Origin of the sequence: Kitasatospora sp. NPDC056731 (assembly GCF_040687675.1) — a bacterium.
In the GTDB taxonomy this organism is placed as follows: Bacteria; Actinomycetota; Actinomycetes; order Streptomycetales; family Streptomycetaceae; genus Kitasatospora.
This window is the reverse complement of the sequence record NZ_JBFBNR010000081.1, coordinates 1-17917: the sequence shown is the minus strand read 5'-3', so window position 1 is coordinate 17917 and position 17917 is coordinate 1. Positions and strand designations below refer to the sequence as shown.

Below are 17917 nucleotides of genomic sequence, written 5' to 3'. Positions count from 1 at the left end.
CGACTTGTCGGGGTCGACCGGTTCGTCGCACACCCAGCATCGCCAGCCGTCGCGCTTGGCCACATCATCGAGGAGACTCACCCGGACAAACTAGCCTGCCCGGCCGCCACCCCGCGCACCAGGGCCTCGGCAACCAGGTGACCGTGCCCCGGAGGCCTACCTGTCCGATGCGTTCCAGGAGCTCCGGTCGCTGAACGCTTCCGCGAACTTGTCGTTTCCGGGTCTATCGGGCAGTAGTGACGTCGTTTGTCTTCGGGTCTGGGCGGCGCCAACGTGGTCGTCAGATTGATCGCGGCCGGGCAGTGGGAGAAGGGCGATGGTCCTCGGCCGGCCCCGCTCGGACCGGGTGATGCGCCGCCCGGCCATCGCCGTACGGACCCGTCCCCGCCCGCCGTTCGGGCATTCCTTGGGAGCTGCCAACAGTGCGGTCCGGGGGCGGCTGCAGCGCCTGGCGAGTACCTGACATTCCTTGGCTGTTCATCCGTCATCTCCACTGCCTCGAAGCTCCCGGGGGAAAGCCACAGGTAGTCCGGTGCGGTGACATCCCGCACGCGCACCGGCGCGACGGAGAGGACAGGGCTGATGTCCGGAATAACCCGACGGAGGCTGCTGGGATCGGCGGCCGGCGCGATGGGAGCGGCAGCGGCGATGAGCCTGCTGCCACCGAGTGTCCAGCGGGCGGTAGCGGCGGGGGTGCCGAAGGCCGGTTCGCTGCGGGACGTCGAGCACGTGGTCCTGCTGATGCAGGAGAACCGGTCCTTCGACCACTACTTCGGCACGCTGGCCGGTGTTCGCGGCTTCGCGGACCCGAACGCGCTGCGGCTGGACAACGGGCGCTCGGTGTTCTACCAGCCCGACAGCGTCAACCCGGACGGCTACCTGCTGCCGTTCCACCTGGACACCCTCACCACGAGCGCCCAGGCGATCCCGTCCACCAGCCACTCCTGGTCGGTGCAGCACCGGGCCTGGAACGGCGGGAAGATGGACCGGTGGCTGCCCGCGCACCGGTCCGCCGACGGCGTCAACGGCCCGTACGTGATGGGGTACTACACCCGGGAGGACATCCCCTTCCAGTTCGCCCTGGCCGAGTCGTTCACCATCTGCGACAACTACTTCTGCTCGGTCCAGGGACCGACCTGGCCCAACCGGCTGTACTGGATGACGGGTTCGATCGGAGCCGACGGCGGCCAGGGCGGCCCGATCATCAAGAACTCGGCCCCCGAGCCGCTGACCTGGAAGACCTACCCCGAACAGCTGGAGGCGGCCGGCGTCAGCTGGCAGGTCTACCAGGAAGCCGACAACTACGGCACCAACATGCTCTCGCTCTTCAAGAGCTTCCAGCAGGCCGCGCCCGGCAGCGCACTGCACCACAAGGGCATGACCGCCCGGCCGGCCGGCACCTTCGAGGACGACGCGCGCAACAACCGGCTGCCCGCCGTCTCCTGGATCCTGCCGACCAGCTACCAGTCCGAGCACCCGGACTACCTGCCCGCCGCCGGTGCCGACTACGTCGCCTCCAAGATCGAGGCGGTCGCCTCGAACCCCGAGGTCTGGGCGAAGACGGTGTTCATCCTCAACTACGACGAGAACGACGGGCTGTTCGACCACGTGCCGCCACCGGTGCCCCCGGCCGCCACGCCGGGCGAGTTCGTCGGCGGCCTGCCGATCGGCGGCGGCTTCCGAGTGCCGTGCATCATCATCTCGCCCTGGACGGTGGGCGGCTGGGTCGCCGGCGAGGCCTTCGACCACACCTCGGTGCTGCAGTTCCTGGAGCGGTTCACCGGAGTCCGGTCGACCACCGTCACCGACTGGCGTCGCAACGCCTTCGGGGACCTGACCTCGGCCTTCCAGTTCAACGGCGGCGCGTGCAGGGCCCCGGCGCTGCCCCCGACCGCCGAGCAGCTCGAACTGGCCAAGTACGAGGTGGCGAACTATCCGGCGCCCGCCCTTCCGGGCGCGGGCCAACGGTTCCCCACCCAGGAGCCCGGCGACCGGCCGCACCTGCCCCGATAACGCCCAGTAACAATCGGCGGCCTTCGCCCAGGGCCCGGACCGAAGGCCGCTGCGCACCGCCGGCCCGGCCGTGTCTCGGGCCGGAGCGGCGACCCAGCCACCGCGACGCTATTGCCGATCGTCAACGTGGCCGCCCGTCCCCGAGAGTGCCGTCCGGGAGGCCCATGTTGAACCCGCGACGGCCACGGCCGCTGGGGGTTCGAACTGCATCGAAGCACTTCGACCGCGTACCGTGCGGTCCTGCGAATCCATACCCTTGTCATGGGAAAAGAAGTGCAGGATGCACATACTGGATGACCTCACCGGTCTTTCCTCTCGCGCAAAGACTCTGCTTGAACGAACCGGCCGGCGCGATGATCCACAGGATCCCCCGGCCCTCCACCGATTTCCGGGAGCAGCGACGCGCCACGTCGTTGGCGCGCATTCATCTGGAGCCGAGGTGAATCCGGCCGACGCCAGGTTGAAGAGGCCGCTGCACGAACAGCAGCCACAGCAGCCGGACAGCAGATCGCGACAGCCACCGGATGACGACCACTGCTCGACAGAGCTGATTCCACAGAATGTCCGTTAACGGGTCCTTCGACCGCGGCGGAGCGGTAAGTTGACGGCTGCCGACTAGGGAAAGAAGCACCGACGTGACCATCGACCAGGCTGCCCTCGGCAGCGCCGTGAAGGCGGTCGCCGCCGCCGCACACACCGATGACCCCGCTGCGCTGTACCGCGCCGTGATGCCGCCGACGGGCACGGACACGCCTCCAGCCGAGGCCGCCAACTGGTTCGGGACGCTCCTCATCCACCTGGCGCTCACCGCGGCGAGCGCTTCGCGGTTGGAACAGGGCTGCCCCCGGGAGACCGTCTCGGAATGGATCGAGGAGGCACTGGGCCCGCTGCCCACCCCCGCGCTGCTGCGCGCTGCGGACCCCGGCCACATCGACCACGTCGAGGCGGTCCGCGCCGCAGAGGACTACTCCCAGTGCCGCGAGTATGCCGTCGACCTGATCCGGATCGGTCTGACCGATCCGAATGAAGCACCGGACGCGCGAGGCGTCGATGCCCACTGCACGGTGACGAACGACAAGGACGCGCGGATCACCGTGATGGCGATGCTCGGCCGCCTCGCCGCCGATCCTGGCGAGCGAGGTTGACGGCGCCTCCCCCTTCCGGGTGAGCGGAGTCAGCGGGCGGGAGGATCGGCTTCCACCCGCTGCCGGCGCCGTCAGCACGGCGGCAGGCCGGCGCGTTTCAGGGCTGCGCAAACCGCGAACTCCTAAACGAATCTAGGCACTTGGGGTACCCCACCGAAACATCGCTTCATAGCCGCAAGGTCAGCAAGTTGTACCGGTTGGCCATGACGCGAACAGAGGAACCCACCGTCGATCGAGATCATTTGGCGCGGGACAAGCGCAAAAGCCAGTTCGAATCGAGCGCAGACGAGTGCTTCTGTGAGGATTGCTGCCTGCCGCTCGGCATAGCGGACGGAGATGTTCACACAGACGGATCCACCTGGGAACTCGCGGAATCCGCTCCTTCACGCCCGCGGCTGAGCAACGCCTTCCGCAAGCCAGCCGACATCACGTGCCCAACCGGGCACGGCGCGTTCCAGGCCGCAGTCGCACTCGCCCTCGACGCGGACGGCCAAGTCCGCCGTGTGTCGGTCGGCCTGCGATGTCCGGTCGACGGCACGCTGCGCCTGCACCTCGACAACGCGCAGGTAGTGCCGAGCAAATCCTGACACCGACCTCGCCTGAGGAGCCTGGGCGCGGACGACCGACCGTGGTGATCATCACCGCTCAGCTGACGGGAGAATGAGCCGGGTGACCAACACCCAGCCCCTGCCCCGCGGGATCAGCGCCCTGATCCACGACACCCGCGCCAAGGCCACGCCCGGCGAGCGGGCCGCCCCCCAGCTCCAGCACCTGCGCGAGGCGACCGTCCCCGTGCCGGTGCTCGCCGCAGCCGTCGAGCTGATCGCCCCACAGCTGGACGACCCCGACCCGGCCACCCGCGAAGCCGCCGGCGCCGTCCACGTCCGCCTGCTCGCCGCCATCGAGGACGCCGCACCCGGCCGGTAGCCAGCCGACCGGGCCGGATGTCCCAACACTGTCCCAGCCCGGGCGTGAAAGCGCTCCTACCAGGGAAACGGCCTGGGGCTATCCTGGCGAATCAGTCAAAACGGACTGTCAGGTTCCGGACAGTGCAAGAACTGTCCGGAAGACGATCGCCAGTCCGTCAGGCGAGCCCGCGACCTGCGCCGTCACAGAAACACCACACTGCTTCCGGTCGGAATTGGTCTCGACCATTGCCTCGCCTTCACATTCGGAGGAGGCTCCTCGGCGAAGCGCAGGGGCACGGGCCCCGGCGCTCACCATTGGGAGGAAGACCACTCATGTCTCTTCGCAAGGCATTCTCCGCTGTGGCCGTGGCCGGGGTCGTGGCCGGCGGCGCCCTGATCGCCGCCCCGACCGCCCAGGCGTCCACCTACACCTACATCGGCATATACCCGACCGCCGCCGCCTGCCACGCGGCCGGCCAGGCGTATGTGAACAGCCACCAGGCCATCGTCTACTTCTGCGACACCACCACCGAGACCGGCCCGGCACGGCTCTCCGTAGTCCTCTACTGAGCCGCCGGAACGCACTTGATGGTGGGCCGCCGGTCGTGCGGCCCACCATCATCACTGAACGCCTCGCCGACGCCCAGCAGGAGACCGGCACCGTACTGGAGGCCGCGGCGGTCGGCGGGATCGCCACCCAGGCCGTCGCCGACGGCCGACAGCACCAACCCACCGCTGGTGAGCTTGCGGGCGCTCACCGGCCGCCGTCCTGGGGGTGGGGGCCGAGAGCGGCTGCGGCCAGGGCCTGCACGGCCGGCGCCCAACGGGCGATCAGGTCCATCACATCGGGCAGCTCTGCGGCGTAGGCGGTGAGGATGGTGCCGTCCTGGTTGCCGCTCAGGTCGATCGCGAAGCGGGGCACCGTGCGATAACGGTGATAGACCGTCATCTCCAGCGGAAGCTCCTCTCCTGCTGAGTGCGCAGTGGGGCAGGCGTGGCGCTCTGGCCGGCCCGGATTGGTCCACTCAGGCAGTCGTAGAAGACCCCCCGGAAGCGTGACAGTTCCGCGAATAGCTCGCACTGCCCGCCCTGTTCCACCAGACTCACCCAGACCCACCATCACGGTCTTCGCGTCAAATCCCGTTCCTCTTGGTCGAGTTCAGGACCACGCGAAGGCCGCACCGCCGTCCCGGGAACACCCGGACGAGTGATCACCCGGCCCACCTGTTCGAAGCCGGACGATACATCACAAGCTGAGCGTCGGCTTGAGCTGGAGGCGGAGTCGCACTCCTCGTGTTTCTGGTGGCAGGACCAGCAACGACCGCCGCCCACCAGGGCGACAGCCCCTCACGGCCCGGTCAGCCGCCGGTACCACCATGGCCGCCTCGACGCGTCGGGCCGGACGGAGGACGGCCGCCGGGCGGCGTACGGGTCCGGCAGCGTGCGCCGTTCGAACTCCGTGTCGAGCCCGGCGACGATCCGCCCCGACTCGCAGCGGGCGCGCGGTAGCAGGGCGGGGAGCATCGCCTCGATCTCGTCGCGCGCGCCGAGGACGTCGTGGCAGGGGCAGTCCGGCAGGGGCACGTACAGCCACCGGCCGGGCTGACGCAGGAATACCTCGTACTGGCCGAGCGCCCTGCTCAGGTACCCGGGCTCGAAGCGCCGGGCTTCGAGGCGTCGTACGGCGGCCTGGGCGTTGCGCCGCAGGCCTCGGATCTGGCTGAACGGTCGGGGCTGCGAGCCCCGGGCGTACCGCGTCTGGGCGCGCAGGGCGCCGGGCGGCCTACGCGGCATCGCCCTTTCTGAGGGAAGTCATGGGCTCACCCTGCCACGCCACGTGCCGACGCGCTCCCGGGTTTCCCGGCCGGGAAACCCGGGAGCGCGGACTGCGGACTACGGGCTACGGGTTGGGGATGCTGCAGTTGCTGTCCTGTGGACCCGCCAGGGAGGCGCCGTTGGAGTAGTCGTGCTGGGTGCTGTAGGCGGGGCAGATCTGGTCGAGCGACGCGATGGCCGTCCAGATGTCCGGGGAAGTGGCGTGGATGTTGACGTAGCCGTAGACGTCCTTGCTGCTCTGGTCCCCGATGGTCGCCTGGCCGGCGTAGCCGTTGCTCGCCATCAGGTACACCTTGACCTGGGAGCCGTTTCCCTGGAAGCCGCCGGACCACTGGAAGTGGGCGATCGCCGTCTGGCTACAGCTGTCGTATTGCTGCTCGACCTGGCCGACGTAGACGCCGTTGTTGTAGATGTTGCCCGGGAGGCCCTGGTCGCTCACCCCGCAGGCGAGACGCGGGGCCGGGGCGGCCGAGGCGGCGGTGCTCATCGTGAGCGCGGCGGTCGCCGCGAGGGTGACCGTGGCGACGGCGTGGCGAATACGCATTGGGTGTTCCCCCTGGGTCGGTCCCACGGCCGGAGCGGCCGGGGTTCGAGGGGAGCGTAGGCAGGCGCCGAGGAGGCGACGTAGGCGCGTTCAGGCCAAAACCCTTAGTTGGGGCGCCAGTTGAGGGGGATTTGCCACCCCGCCGGCGGACGGATGACGGGAGTTGGGATCCCCGCCACCCGCCCGTCGCGTAGCCCTACGCCCCGGCGGGACGGGTGAAACCGTAGGAGCCCTCGACCTTGGCGACGAGGAGGGAGCAGGCGGGCCCGGACGGCCGGGGCCGGGCGGGCGGCTGGACGCAGCTGCAGCCCTGACCGGCACCCGCACCTTGATGCCCAGCCCGGACGGAAGACCCGGGCGGGGCATCAAGGTATTCGGATCGGCTGGCCGTTGAGGTTGACCCGGCCCTTCACGGTCGTGGTGACCGGGCCGCCCCCGGATGTGAAGTCCAGGGTGGCCGCGTACGGCGTCTCCTCCGCCAGCGCGAGCGCTTGCGCGGGGTCGATCGCTCCGCCCGCCGTGGTGGGGGCCGGGAACGAGGGGGTCGTGGTGGTCGCGCCTTCGGACGTCGGTGCGGCGGTGGCGGTGCGTGCGACCGGGCTCGCGGTCGAGACGGCGGCCGGTGCCGGGTCCTCCCCGCAGCCTGCCAGGCCGGCGATGGAGAGCGCCGCGAGGGCGACGGCGAGCACGGTTGAGCGACGCATGATCAGGACCAACCCCCAGGACAGCGACGGGACGGGGCATCCTGACACATCATCCGGTCCGTCATCGAACCGATTTCCGGTCCCGACCCGCCACCACCGAGGCCCAGGGCGGCGGCGTGCCACTGCGGGAACGCCGCTACGTCCACTTTCCCCGGCCGCTGTTCGTCCTCACCGGCACCGGGCAGGCCGGCTTCGCCCACCGCGCCGACGACCTGGAGGCCATCGCCCGCACCCGGTACGTCGCCAAGATGCTGCGCACCGTCCCGGCCAGGGTCGCCAGGCTAGAGGACCTGGAGGACGAAGGCCCGGGCGCCGACGTGTGGTGGTCGATCGCCGCGACACTCACCCCGCCCTCGCCTACCGCCGCCCCTGACCCGCCATGCCGCCCGGCGCGGCGGGTTCACGGCAGCGGGGTGGCCAGCAGCGGCTGGTCACCCTGCGGGCCGGGGCCCAGGCACCGGGCGGTGCCGGCGCGGATCGCCACGCGCAGGGTGCCGGCCGGGTCGGGGGCGGTCGAGCGGAGCACCACCTGGGACTTCGTGGCCCGGATCTCGACCAACTGGCGGAGGGGTCCACCTCCGGGTGACGGCCCCCGGCCCGGCCGTCGAGGGCGCCGGCCTCATCGTGGCACGCGGCTTCGTCGAGGCGATGAACGGCGAACTGACCGTCGAACCCGCCCCCGGCGGCGGCACCGCCTACGCCCTCGGCCTCGCCGAGCCGGTCAGACCTGGTTGAGGCCGCCGTCGACGAAGAGTTCGGCTCCGGTGGTGAAGGAGCTCTGGTCCGAGGCGAGGAAGAGGGCCGCGGCGGCGACCTCGTCGGGGCGTCCGATCCGGCCCAGCGGAATTCTGGCGACGAGCTCGTCCAGCGCGGGCGCCTGCTCCGCGCTCAGGCTGCGGATGGCGGGGGTCTCGATCGGGCCGGGGCTGATGGCGTTGACCCGGATGCCGCGGCTCGCGAGCTCGGCGGCCCACGTGCGGACGAGGTTGCGGTCGGCGGCCTTGGTGGCGCTGTAGACGCTCATCGCCTGGACGCCCGTCGACGCGTTGGTGGAGGCGAGCACGATCACCGAGGCGCCGTCCGGCAACAGGGGCAGCGCCTTCTGGACGGTGAAGACCACCCCCCTGACGTTGATGTCGAAGGTCCTGTCGTAGTGCTCCTCGGTGATCTTCCCGAGCGGGGCGAGCTCGCCGACGCCGGCATTGGCCACCACGACGTCCAGCCGTCCGCTGCGTGCCTCGATCGCCGCGAAGAGCCGGTCGAGGTCGTCGAGATTCGACACATCGCTCTGGACGCCGATGGCCCGTTCGCCGATGGCTTCCACGGCCTCGTCCAGCTCGGCCTTGCGCCGGCCGGTGAGGTAGACGGTGGCACCTTCGGCGGCGAACCGACGGACGACGGCGAGACCGATCCCGGCCGAGCCCCCGGTCACCAGGGCGACCTTCCCATCCAGCTGTCCCATGGTTTCCACTCCCTTGACCATCACTGCTTCGATCATCGCTGCTTCGACCATCGCTGGAGTTACTGCTTCCGGTGGGAGCGCCGAAGCCCCCGCCGGGAATTCCCACGGGCGTTCCGTGTCCACCGGCGCCGCCCGGCCCCGGAAGCCGGCCGGGGCGGCTTTCCCAGCTCGTTCTCCTCGGCCGCGTGGCCGGTGAGGAAGAGGAAGACGTCGTCGAGGGTGGGCCTGCGCAGGCCGATGTCGTCGATGAGGACGCCCAGCCCGTCCAGCTCGCGGATGACGTCGGCGAGCACCCGGGCGCCCCCGCCCACCGGCACGAGGATTCGCCGGGTGTGCTGCTCCACGCTGAGCGGGCCCCCACCGTACGGGGCGAGCGCCGCGACGGCCGCACCGATCTGCTCGCGGTCGTGGACCACCACCTCCACCCGCTCGCCGCCGGTCCTGGTCTTGAGGTCGTCGGCGGATCCGCGTGCGATCACCCGGCCGTGGTCGACCACGACGATGTCGTGCGCCAGCCGGTCGGCCTCCTCCAGGTACTGGGTGGTGAGCAGCAGGGTGGTGCCCTCCGCGGCCAGCATCTCGACGACCTCCCACAGCGCGAGCCGGTTGCGCGGGTCCAGGCCGGTGGTGGGCTCATCGAGGAACATCACCGGGGGCCGCACCACCAGCGCGGCCGCCAGGTCGAGCCGGCGGCGCATGCCACCGGAGTAGGTCCTGGCCGGCCGGTCGGCCGCCTCGGCGAGGTCGAACCACTCCAGCAGCTCGCGGGCGCGCGCCTTGGCGTCCCTGCTCCGCATCTGGTAGAGCTCGCCGACCATCTGGAGGTTCTCCCGGCCGGTGAGGTACTCGTCGACCGCCGCGTACTGGCCGCAGAGGCCCAGCAGGCTGCGGACCCGGCCGGGGTGCTTGAGCACGTCCACCCCCGCCACGTGGGCGCTGCCCGCGTCGGGCCGCACCAGGGTGGTGAGCACCCGTACCGTGGTGCTCTTGCCGGCGCCGTTGGGGCCGAGCAGGCCCAGCACCGTCCCCTCCGGCACGTCCAGGTCGACCCCGTCCAGGGCCCGTACGTCGCCGAAGTCCTTCACCAGGCCCTCGGCCCGGATGGCCGCCCTCATGTGCCTCTCCTTCTCCTGGAACCAGCCGGGAACCACCTGACGGCCGACACTGGCAGGATCCCCCCGGAGCGCCCGTCGTGCGCTTCGGCGGGGGGGTCGGAGGCAACGCGTGCGCGGCCGCCGGGATGCGGGCCACCCGGGTGTGGTGGAAATGTGGAGGAGAGAGCCCGGCCCTGCCCTGGCCGCCCCACCGGGTTCCCGAAGGCCGTGTGCACCGGACGAGAAGGACCGAGGACCCGCACAGACCTGCGGCGGTCACACGCCGGTCGCCCGGAGGCCCCCGCCGGCTCACCCTCCCTTGCGCGAATCGATACCGGATGCGTCTCCTGTCGATACCGGATGCGTCTCCTGCCGAATCGAGGCGGTACCAGTGGATCTCAGGATGTCGGTCGAAGCCCGGGAGGCGTTCCTCGCCGGCCCGCACGTGGGAATCCTGGGGGTGGACGACGCGCGCGACGGCGGCGGACCGCTGCTCGTCCCGCTCTGGTACTCCTACCGGCCCGGCGGGCTGGTGACGATCCAGACCGGGCGGACGACGCTGAAGGCCCGGCTCATCCGCAGCGCGGGCCGGTTCAGCCTCTGCGCGCAGGTCGAGTCGGCGCCCTACCGCTACGTCAGCGTGGAGGGGCCGGTGGTGGCCGTCGAGGACCCGCTGCCGCCGGCCGCACGCGAGGAGCTGGCGCGCCGGTATCTGGACGCGGACACGGCGGCGGCGTACCTGGACGCCAACCGGCGGCAGCTGGCCGACGACGTCCTCATCCGCATGAGGCCCGAGAGATGGCGGACCGCCGACTTCGCCGCCTTCGCCAAGGAGTTCGAACCCTAGCTTCCCGCGCGCGGTCCGTGTGCGGCAGAGAGCGTGACGTCCCGATGAACACCCGAACAACGACGCATCAGGAGGCGGCCGAGCACGCTGCGGCGGTGCCGTATCCACGCGATCGCTGCCTCCACGAGCTGTTCGACGCCCGGGCGGTGCACCGCCCGCGGGCCATCGCCTCCGTACAGCACGGCCGCGGCATCAGCTACGGCGAACTCAAGCTCCGCTCCGACGCGGTGGCGGCCCGGCTGCACGACTCCGGCGTGCGGTACGGCGACACGGTCGGGGTGTGCGGGGCCCGCTCTCCGGAGGCGCTGGTCGCGTTCCTGGGCATCCTCAAGACCGGTGCGGCCTACGTCCCGCTCGATGACGCCTCACCACCCGCGCGTCTGCAGGCGATGGCCGAGGACGCGGGGGTGCACACCGTCGTCACGCTGCCCGGCAGCTCCCGCCGCATCCGGCGCGTGCGTTCCCGCATCGACCTGGGTGGCCTGGCCCCGACCACCTCGACCGCCCCGACCGCCCCGGCCGCGGTGCCGCTGGCCCGGGTGCTCCCCGCGGACTGCGCCTACGTGATGTTCACCTCCGGCTCGACCGGCCGCCCCAAACCCGTGGCGATCCCGCACCGCGGCATCGTCCGGCTGGCCGCCTCCGACCTGGTCCGGCAGCGGCCGCGGCCCGGTGAGCGGGTGCTGCACGCCTACGGCCTCTCCTCGGACGCCTCCACGATCGAGATCTGGCCCGCGCTGCTCGCCGGCGCCTGCATCGTGATCGCCGACCAGGAGGAACTGCTGTCGCCGACCGCCCTGGAATCGCTGCTGCTCTCCGAGCGGGTCAGCATCGCCTACCTGACCACCGGGGTGTTCCACCACATCGCGCGCACCAGGCCCTCGGCGCTGCGGTCCCTGCGGTTCGCCTCGGCCGGAGGCGAGGCGATGGACGCGGAACTGGCCCGCGCGATACTGGCGGCTTGCCCGGACACCACCGTGGTCAACTTCTACGGCCCGACCGAGAACAGCGTGGTGTCCACCGCACACGCGCTGCACGACCTGCCTCCCGAGGCGACGGCCGTGCCGATCGGCCTCCCCCTGGAGAACTCCACCTGTCACGTGCTGCGCCCGGACGGCACGCTCGCCGACACCGGCGAGGAAGGCGAGCTCCTCGTCGGCGGGGACGGGCTCGCCCTGGGGTACCTCGGCGACCCCGGGCTGACCGCCGAGCGCTTCGTCGACGACCTCGTCGAGCCCGGTACGCGCCTCTACCGCACCGGTGACCGCGTGGTCCGGCACCCGGACGGCGTACTGGAGTACCGGGCCCGGGTGGACCGGCAGATCAAACTGCGCGGGCACCGCATCGAGCCGGACGAGGTGGAGGCGCGGCTGCGCGCGGACGACACGGTGGGCGAGGCCGTCGTCGAACGGGAGGGCGACGCCCTGATCGGGTACGTGACCCCGGCCCGCCCCGGCCAGGCACTGACCCTGGACCGCATCCGCAGCGCTCTCGCCACCTGGCTGCCCGCGGCCGCGGTGCCCGCGCGGCTGGTGGAACTCGCGCGGTTCCCGGTGACGGCCGGGGGCAAGGTCGACCGCGCCCGGCTGCGCAGGCTGACGGCGACCGAGGAGGCTGCCGTCCCGGCGGCGGTGAACGGCACCGCGTCCGGCCCGCAGGACACGGTGGCCCGGATCTGGCAGGTGGTGCTGGGTGTGCACCCGGCGCCGGGCGACAGCTTCTTCGACATCGGCGGCGACTCCCTGCTGGCAGCCGAGGCCGTCACCCGTGCGCTGGCCGCCTTCGGCCTCGACGCCCGGCACGGCCGCACCCTCGTCCACAGCCTGCTGCGCTCCCCGACACTGGAGGACTTCACCGCCGCCGTCGTCGCCGTCCAGGGCCCGCCCGGCAGGGTGAACGCCGACGCGGGCCCGGTGGACTTCCGCGCCGAGGCACGGCTGAGCTTCACCCTCCCGCAACCGCGCGGGCCGGAGCCGGACTGGCACCACCCCGCGGAGGTGCTGCTCACCGGCGCCTCCGGCTTCGTCGGCGCCTTCCTCCTGGACGCGCTGCTGCGCCGCACCGACGCCCGGGTGTGCTGCCCGGTGCGAAGCCGGGCCCCCGCCCACGCCCGGCAGAAGGTGATGCGCAACCTCGCCCGCTTCGGCCTCGCCACCCCCGAAGCCGCCGACCGCATCGTGTGCCTCCCCGCCGACCTCGCCGAGCCCGGCCTCGGACTGGAGCCGGGCCGCGCCGACGAACTCGCCGACACCGTCGACCTGGTGATCCACTCGGCCGCGCAGGTCAACTTCATCTATCCGTACGACGCGCTGCGCCGCACCAACGTGGAAGGCACCAGGGAGCTCATCCGACTGGCCGCCGGGCGCCGGGTGCCGGTGCACTTCCTCTCCACCATCGCGGTGCTCGCCGGCTTCGGAACCGCCGGCGTACGGCACGTCGACGAGGACCTGCCGCTCGACCACGCCGACGGGCTCACCATGGGCTACGCCGAGAGCAAGTGGGTCGCCGAGGAGGTGCTGCGCGACGCCGCGGACCAGGACCAGGGCCTGCCGGTGGCGGTCTACCGTCCGTACGAGATCACCGGCGACCGGCACACCGGCGCGTGCAACACCGACACCGCGATCTGCTCGCTGTTCAAGACCATCAGCGAGACCGGGCTCGCCCCCGACATCCGGCTGCCGCTGGACTTCGTCCCGGTGGACTTCCTCTCCGACGCCCTGGTGCACATCGCCACCACCCACCGCGCCACCCGCCGGACCTACCACATGACCAACCCCCGCGCCGCGAGCCTGTGCGACATGCTCGACCGGATGGACAGGGCCGGCCACCGGATCTCCCGGCTCCCCTACGAGGAGTGGGTGGGCGAGCTCGTCCGCCACGTCGCGCAGCACCCCACGAGCCCCACGGCCCCGTTCGTCTCGCTGTGCGTGGACCGCTGCAAGCAGGCCGACATGTCCGTCAAGGAGATGTACTTCGAGGGCACCTTCCCGACCGTCGGGCGGGCCAACGTCGAGCACGACCTGGCCACCTCGGGCCTGCACTGCCCTCCCGTCGACGCGGAGCTGCTGGACCGCTACCTGGAGTACTTCTACACCACCGGTTACATCGAACGCCCCTGCCCCCGCCACCCGGAAGGGGCGCGGGCATGAGCGCACGGCCGCCCGGTGCGCGGGGGGCCGGCGCCGAGCCGGACGTCCTGGACTTCCCGCTCCCGCCGCCGGGCACCATGGGGCCGCCCGAGGAGTCCGCGCGGCTGCGCGAGAACTGCCCCCTGGCCAGGGTCAGGCTGCCGATGGACGCGACCGCCTGGTACGCCACCCGGCACGAGGACGTCCGGATGCTCTTCGCGGACCCCCGGCTGATCAGGCCGACCATCAACGACTGGCCGCCGCGTCCCGGGCAACCCGCGGACGACGGGCCGCGCCTGGTCACGATCGCCGAACTCGACGGCCCCCGGCACGCGGCCCTGCGCCGGGCGCTGGCCGAACCGTTCAGCTCCCGGGCCGTGCGCGACCACCTGCCGCGCATCCGCGGGCTGGCCGGGCGACTGCTGCCGGCGTTCGAGGACAACGGCCCGCCCGGCGACCTGGTCGCCGGCTTCACCGACCCCTTCCCCCTGCTCGTGCTCTGCGACCTGGTGGGCATCCCCTTCGAGGACCGGGACCGGTTCCTCCCGGTGCTGGACGCGGCCCTCGGCGGCATGGTGACCTCGCAGGAGGGGCGCCGGGTCACCGGCCTGCTGCGCGAGTACGTCGCCGCACTGATCGCCCGGAAGCGGGACCGGCCCGGCGACGACATCCTGACCCGGCTGGTCCGCCGGTGCGACGACGGCGAGCTGACCCACGACGACGTGATGGCCTTCGGGCTGTCCATGCTCACCGTCGGCTTCGGCATCAGCAGCTTCTTCCTGGCCGACACCGTGCACACCCTGCTCGACCGGCCGGGCCTGTGGGCCCGCCTGCGCGACGACCGGGAGCTGATGCCCGGCGCGGTGGAGGAGTTCCTGCGCTACATGCCGGTGATGAACGGCACCGTGATCCTCCTGGCGACCGAGGACATCGAACTGCACGGACGGACGATCCGCGAGGGCGACGCCGTCATTCCCGTACCGGCCTCCGCCAACCGCGACGAGCGGGTGTTCGCCGACGCCGACCGGCTCGACCTGGAACGAGCCGGCGCGACCACGGGCCGCGGGGGCCACCTCGCCTTCGGACGAGGAGCCCACAACTGCCTCGGCGCCCACCTGGCCCGCGCCGAACTGTCCGCGGGAGTCGAGGCGTTGTTCGACCACTTCCCGCGGCTGCGCCTCGCCGAAGGACAGGAACCCGCCTGGGACGACGAATCCGTGACCAAGTCACCGCTGACCCTCCCGGTCAGCTGGTGAGACCCGACCGGCCACCTCGCACACGATCACCTCGTACCCGGCCACCTCACACCCGGCCACCTCACACGCGATCACCTCACACCCAGCCACCTCGTACGCGACCAGGGAGCACCGCCAGTGAGCAGCTCACCGCCGCAACCCGCCGCCGACCCGCCCGCCATCGACCTACCCCTGCCGCCGCCGGGCACCATGGGCCCGCCCACGCAGTACGGGTGGCTGCGCCGGGAGTGCCCGCTCGCGGAGGTCCGACTGCCGATCGGCGCCACCGCCTGGTACGCCACCCGCTACGAGGACGTCCGGGACCTGCTCGCGGACCCCCGGCTGATCCGGCCGACCATCAACGACTGGCCGCCCCGACCTGACCGGGCCGCCGACGACGAGCCGGGCCTGATCACGATGATGGAACTGAACGGCCCCCGCCACGAAGCCCTGCGCCGCGCTCTGGCCGAACCGTTCAGCGTCCGTTCCGTCCGGCGCCGGCTACCGCGACTGCGCCGGTCGGCCGATGGGCTGCTGGACGACTTCACGGCCGCCGGGCAGCCCGGCGACCTGGTCGGCGGCTTCCTGGAGCCCTTCCCGCTGCTGGCCATGTGCGAGCTGGTGGGCATCCCCTACGAGGACCGCGAGTACTTCCTGCCCAGGGCGGACGCCGCCCTCGGGGCGATGGTCACCCTGGACGAGGGCCGCGAGGTCACCTCCGAACTGCGCGAGTACATCGCGTCACTGCTCGACCGCAAGCGGCGCGAGCCCGCCGACGACGTCCTCACCGGGCTGGTCCACGCGTGCGGGCCCGGCACCCTGGACGGGGAGAGCGTGGTGACCTTCGGGCTCTCGATGCTGGTCGCCGGCTACCGCACGAGCACCATGTTCCTGGCCGACGCCGTGGTGGCCCTGCTGACCGCGCCCGACCGGTACGCCCGGCTCCGCGACGACCGCGGCCTCCTACCCGGCGCGGTGGAGGAACTCCTGCGGTACATACCGGTCATGAACGGCGTCGTGGTCCTCCAGGCCGTCGAGGACATCGAGTTGCACGACCGCAGGATCCGCGCGGGCGACGCCGTTCTGCCCGTCCTCGCCTCGGCCAACCGCGACGAACGGGTGTTCACCGACGCCGACCGCCTCGACCTGTGCCGGGCGGAGAACCCGCACCTCACCTTCGGCCGGGGTGCGCACAACTGCATCGGCGCGCACCTGGCCCGGGCCCAGATGGCCGTGGGACTGGAAGCCCTGCTCGACCGCTTCCCGCGACTGCGCCTCGCCGAAGGACAGGAACCCGCCTGGGACGACGAATCCCCGAGCAAGTCACCACTCACCCTCCCCGTCAGCTGGCACGCCACCACCGCCGCCGCTCAAGGGGTCGGCGATCCACCGGAACGACCGCGAAGCCACCGGCCCCCGCCGCCGTGAGGACACCGCCGAGCGTTGCGCTCACCGCCGCGCGCCGGGAGGAAGGGCCCTCCTGCCGGGCCGGCAGAGACCTTGGACGACCGCTCCGCGAGGAGCGCGCGTACGGAGTGCGCTGGGAAGGCGGCCCGGGGCGTCAGGAAGGCGTCAAGGACGGGCGGGCCGCGGCGGGCACGGCGGTTGGGTGGAGGGCGACGCACCAGGCCGGCGGACCTGCTGGTCCTCGGCCAGAGCGGCGGACTGCTGCGCCGCCGGCTGCGGGGCTCGGTGCCGGCGTACTGCGCACGGAAGGCGGGCTGCCCGGTGCTGACCGTCCCGGCGCCCGAGCTGCTGCACGAGCTGGAGGCCATGAACCGGCGCACCCGGTGGCACCTGCCGGTCGGCGAGATGTCCGAACTCCTCTTCGTGAAGGGTTAGTTCGCGGTACGGAGGTGCGCGGAAGGGTCCGCCAGCCGACCGCCGACAACCGGACCCTCGACGAACGACTCAAAGCCGCCCGCTCCAACCTCCGCTTCCAGGATCGCCGCGTCGCCGATCTCGAAGCCCAACTCCTCGACCCACTCGTCGGAAGTAGCCCAGCAACACCCCGGCGGAGGGATCCGATCACCCATCAGGTGACCGGGTCCCTCCGCCGGGACCAGAGCAATCGACGGTTGGCCAGCCGGACCGCCCGACGCAAGACGGCTTCTGCATGGGCGTGTTCCGAGGCAAGGCTCGGTCGTTCGGGCCGTCGTCGGCAATACGCGCAATCAGGATCACTGCAGACGCCTTCACGCCATTCGTCGCACACCACGCACAGCGCTGCGTCAAACCGTTCGCAGCAGTCCTGCCTGGTGTCGCACCGCAGGCATGATCCGGACTCCGGCCGGACGGCGGAGGGGCGCTTACGAGGCATCCCCCTGTCCGAGGGTCAGCATCTCCGCATCCACCATGGCTGAGAAGGATCGCCATAGGAGTCCACGATCGTGCGGGACCGGTAGACCTCGTCAAGTGGATGTACCAGCCGCCGGAGCTCCCGCGACGCACCTGTCGGCAGCCCGCACAGGGCCTGCTCCAGCATCTCTCGGGGGTGGGCGTCAGTGGGACAGCATGCTTCAACTCCGCAGCCACGGACCTGTGGATCTGTCAGCCTACGGGCGGGCCCGTGAACGGTGCCGACCCACCGAGCCATCGCGTCGGCGATGGCCCCTGGCCACAAATGTGAATCCTCGAACGTGGCAATCTCGCTCTGTGCGCGCGCCGAGACCCCAGAAACGATCTTCCTACCGCGCTCCGGGCGGAGCCTGTGCGCCAACTTGGCGCGCACCTGGCCTGGCTGTCTACGCGCCATAGGCCTTTCGTTGGTTCGTCATGGACGACATCCTCCCAGAGTGAGGCCACTCCGATCAAAGCGGTTCCGACCGTCCGGCCTGTCCGCTGTCTGAGGGGCAGAACGCCGGGTGCTGGGCGCCTGCGGGGGGGGGGGGGGGGGGGCCCCCCCCCCCCCGCGCCGGGGGGGGGGGGGGCCGCGGGGGGGGCGGGGCCCCCCCCCGCCCCGCGGGGGGCCCGGGGGGGGGGGGGGGCGCGCGCGGGGCGG

General features: G+C 71.8%; 19 protein-coding genes. 11 read left to right on the top strand and 8 right to left on the bottom strand.

Translation table 11 applies throughout. The annotated features are described in order from the left end of the window. The first annotated feature begins 582 nt into the window (after positions 1–582). The 5 genes from AB0R04_RS38160 to AB0R04_RS38140 all read left to right on the top strand — a co-directional run bounded on the left by AB0R04_RS38160 (position 583) and on the right by AB0R04_RS38140 (position 4636). Entirely contained in the window at positions 583–2013 is a 1431-nt protein-coding gene (locus AB0R04_RS38160) for an alkaline phosphatase family protein (RefSeq protein WP_363378689.1), read from the top strand. A 635-nt stretch (positions 2014–2648) separates the two neighbouring features. After that, entirely contained in the window at positions 2649–3158 is a 510-nt protein-coding gene (locus tag AB0R04_RS38155; RefSeq protein ID WP_363378687.1) for a hypothetical protein, read from the top strand. A gap of 203 nt (positions 3159–3361) precedes the next feature. After that, positions 3362–3745, top strand: coding sequence for a hypothetical protein (locus AB0R04_RS38150; protein WP_363378685.1), 384 nt, complete (start codon positions 3362–3364; stop codon positions 3743–3745). 82 nt (positions 3746–3827) lie between these two features. After that, positions 3828–4085 carry a hypothetical protein gene (locus AB0R04_RS38145; protein ID WP_363378684.1) on the top strand — a complete coding sequence of 86 codons (258 nt, stop codon included), beginning with the start codon at positions 3828–3830 and terminating at the stop codon, positions 4083–4085. A gap of 314 nt (positions 4086–4399) precedes the next feature. Continuing rightward, entirely contained in the window at positions 4400–4636 is a 237-nt protein-coding gene (locus AB0R04_RS38140) for a hypothetical protein (RefSeq protein ID WP_063351744.1), read from the top strand. On the opposite strand, the gene AB0R04_RS38135 is transcribed toward AB0R04_RS38140, so the two are convergent. The 6 genes from AB0R04_RS38135 to AB0R04_RS38110 all read right to left on the bottom strand — a co-directional run bounded on the left by AB0R04_RS38135 (position 4630) and on the right by AB0R04_RS38110 (position 7709). Further along, the gene (locus AB0R04_RS38135; RefSeq protein WP_363378682.1) at positions 4630–4824 is read right to left on the bottom strand and encodes a hypothetical protein; all 195 of its coding nucleotides are present in this window, start codon (positions 4822–4824) and stop codon (positions 4630–4632) included. The genes AB0R04_RS38140 and AB0R04_RS38135 overlap by 7 nt on opposite strands. Then, positions 4821–5015 (bottom strand): hypothetical protein, encoded by a 195-nt coding sequence (locus AB0R04_RS38130; RefSeq protein ID WP_363378680.1) that lies wholly within the window; start codon positions 5013–5015, stop codon positions 4821–4823. The genes AB0R04_RS38135 and AB0R04_RS38130 overlap by 4 nt, the downstream gene beginning before the upstream one ends. A gap of 398 nt (positions 5016–5413) precedes the next feature. Further along, positions 5414–5860, bottom strand: coding sequence for a hypothetical protein (locus AB0R04_RS38125; protein WP_363378679.1), 447 nt, complete (start codon positions 5858–5860; stop codon positions 5414–5416). A gap of 106 nt (positions 5861–5966) precedes the next feature. Further along, complete coding sequence (locus tag AB0R04_RS38120) at positions 5967–6446, bottom strand: hypothetical protein (protein WP_063351747.1); 480 nt, start codon at positions 6444–6446, stop codon at positions 5967–5969. 365 nt (positions 6447–6811) lie between these two features. Further along, complete coding sequence (locus AB0R04_RS38115; RefSeq protein WP_363378677.1) at positions 6812–7150, bottom strand: hypothetical protein; 339 nt, start codon at positions 7148–7150, stop codon at positions 6812–6814. A gap of 400 nt (positions 7151–7550) precedes the next feature. After that, positions 7551–7709, bottom strand: a complete 159-nt coding sequence (locus AB0R04_RS38110; RefSeq protein ID WP_363378675.1) for a hypothetical protein — start codon at positions 7707–7709, stop codon at positions 7551–7553. 23 nt (positions 7710–7732) lie between these two features. On the opposite strand from AB0R04_RS38110, the gene AB0R04_RS38105 reads away from it, so the two are divergent. Then, entirely contained in the window at positions 7733–7885 is a 153-nt protein-coding gene (locus AB0R04_RS38105) for a hypothetical protein (protein ID WP_363378673.1), read from the top strand. Here the strand turns inward: AB0R04_RS38105 and AB0R04_RS38100 are convergent. Together AB0R04_RS38100 and AB0R04_RS38095 are read right to left on the bottom strand one after the other, a co-directional pair. Further along, positions 7872–8612: an SDR family oxidoreductase gene (locus tag AB0R04_RS38100; protein ID WP_363378671.1), complete on the bottom strand. Its 741-nt coding sequence runs from the start codon at positions 8610–8612 to the stop codon at positions 7872–7874. The genes AB0R04_RS38105 and AB0R04_RS38100 overlap by 14 nt on opposite strands. A 59-nt stretch (positions 8613–8671) precedes the next feature. Further along, on the bottom strand, positions 8672–9727 hold the full coding sequence (locus AB0R04_RS38095; RefSeq protein ID WP_363378669.1) for an ATP-binding cassette domain-containing protein: 1056 nt from the start codon (positions 9725–9727) through the stop codon (positions 8672–8674). 382 nt (positions 9728–10109) lie between these two features. On the opposite strand from AB0R04_RS38095, the gene AB0R04_RS38090 reads away from it, so the two are divergent. From AB0R04_RS38090 to AB0R04_RS38070, 5 genes are all read left to right on the top strand, one after another. Then, on the top strand, positions 10110–10553 hold the full coding sequence (locus tag AB0R04_RS38090; protein WP_363378667.1) for a pyridoxamine 5'-phosphate oxidase family protein: 444 nt from the start codon (positions 10110–10112) through the stop codon (positions 10551–10553). A 95-nt stretch (positions 10554–10648) separates the two neighbouring features. Beyond that, positions 10649–13702, top strand: a complete 3054-nt coding sequence (locus tag AB0R04_RS38085) for an amino acid adenylation domain-containing protein (RefSeq protein ID WP_363378666.1) — start codon at positions 10649–10651, stop codon at positions 13700–13702. Beyond that, positions 13699–14937 (top strand): cytochrome P450, encoded by a 1239-nt coding sequence (locus AB0R04_RS38080; RefSeq protein WP_363378664.1) that lies wholly within the window; start codon positions 13699–13701, stop codon positions 14935–14937. Before AB0R04_RS38085 ends, AB0R04_RS38080 begins: the two co-directional genes overlap by 4 nt. Before the next feature lie 117 nt (positions 14938–15054). Then, positions 15055–16344, top strand: coding sequence for a cytochrome P450 (locus tag AB0R04_RS38075; protein WP_363378662.1), 1290 nt, complete (start codon positions 15055–15057; stop codon positions 16342–16344). A 177-nt stretch (positions 16345–16521) separates the two neighbouring features. Further along, the gene (locus tag AB0R04_RS38070; protein ID WP_363378660.1) at positions 16522–16758 is read left to right on the top strand and encodes a universal stress protein; all 237 of its coding nucleotides are present in this window, start codon (positions 16522–16524) and stop codon (positions 16756–16758) included. The last annotated feature ends 1159 nt before the right edge of the window (positions 16759–17917 follow it).

Coding starts and splice junctions, on each gene's coding strand:
- AB0R04_RS38150 (WP_363378685.1), top strand. CDS start 3,362: ATGACGCGAACAGAGGAACCCACCGTCGATCGAGATCATTTGGCGCGG.
- AB0R04_RS38095 (WP_363378669.1), bottom strand. CDS start 9,727: ATGAGGGCGGCCATCCGGGCCGAGGGCCTGGTGAAGGACTTCGGCGAC.
- AB0R04_RS38100 (WP_363378671.1), bottom strand. CDS start 8,612: ATGGGACAGCTGGATGGGAAGGTCGCCCTGGTGACCGGGGGCTCGGCC.
- AB0R04_RS38125 (WP_363378679.1), bottom strand. CDS start 5,860: ATGCCGCGTAGGCCGCCCGGCGCCCTGCGCGCCCAGACGCGGTACGCC.
- AB0R04_RS38140 (WP_063351744.1), top strand. CDS start 4,400: ATGTCTCTTCGCAAGGCATTCTCCGCTGTGGCCGTGGCCGGGGTCGTG.
- AB0R04_RS38115 (WP_363378677.1), bottom strand. CDS start 7,150: ATGCGTCGCTCAACCGTGCTCGCCGTCGCCCTCGCGGCGCTCTCCATC.
- AB0R04_RS38160 (WP_363378689.1), top strand. CDS start 583: ATGTCCGGAATAACCCGACGGAGGCTGCTGGGATCGGCGGCCGGCGCG.
- AB0R04_RS38090 (WP_363378667.1), top strand. CDS start 10,110: ATGTCGGTCGAAGCCCGGGAGGCGTTCCTCGCCGGCCCGCACGTGGGA.
- AB0R04_RS38120 (WP_063351747.1), bottom strand. CDS start 6,446: ATGCGTATTCGCCACGCCGTCGCCACGGTCACCCTCGCGGCGACCGCC.
- AB0R04_RS38080 (WP_363378664.1), top strand. CDS start 13,699: ATGAGCGCACGGCCGCCCGGTGCGCGGGGGGCCGGCGCCGAGCCGGAC.
- AB0R04_RS38130 (WP_363378680.1), bottom strand. CDS start 5,015: ATGACGGTCTATCACCGTTATCGCACGGTGCCCCGCTTCGCGATCGAC.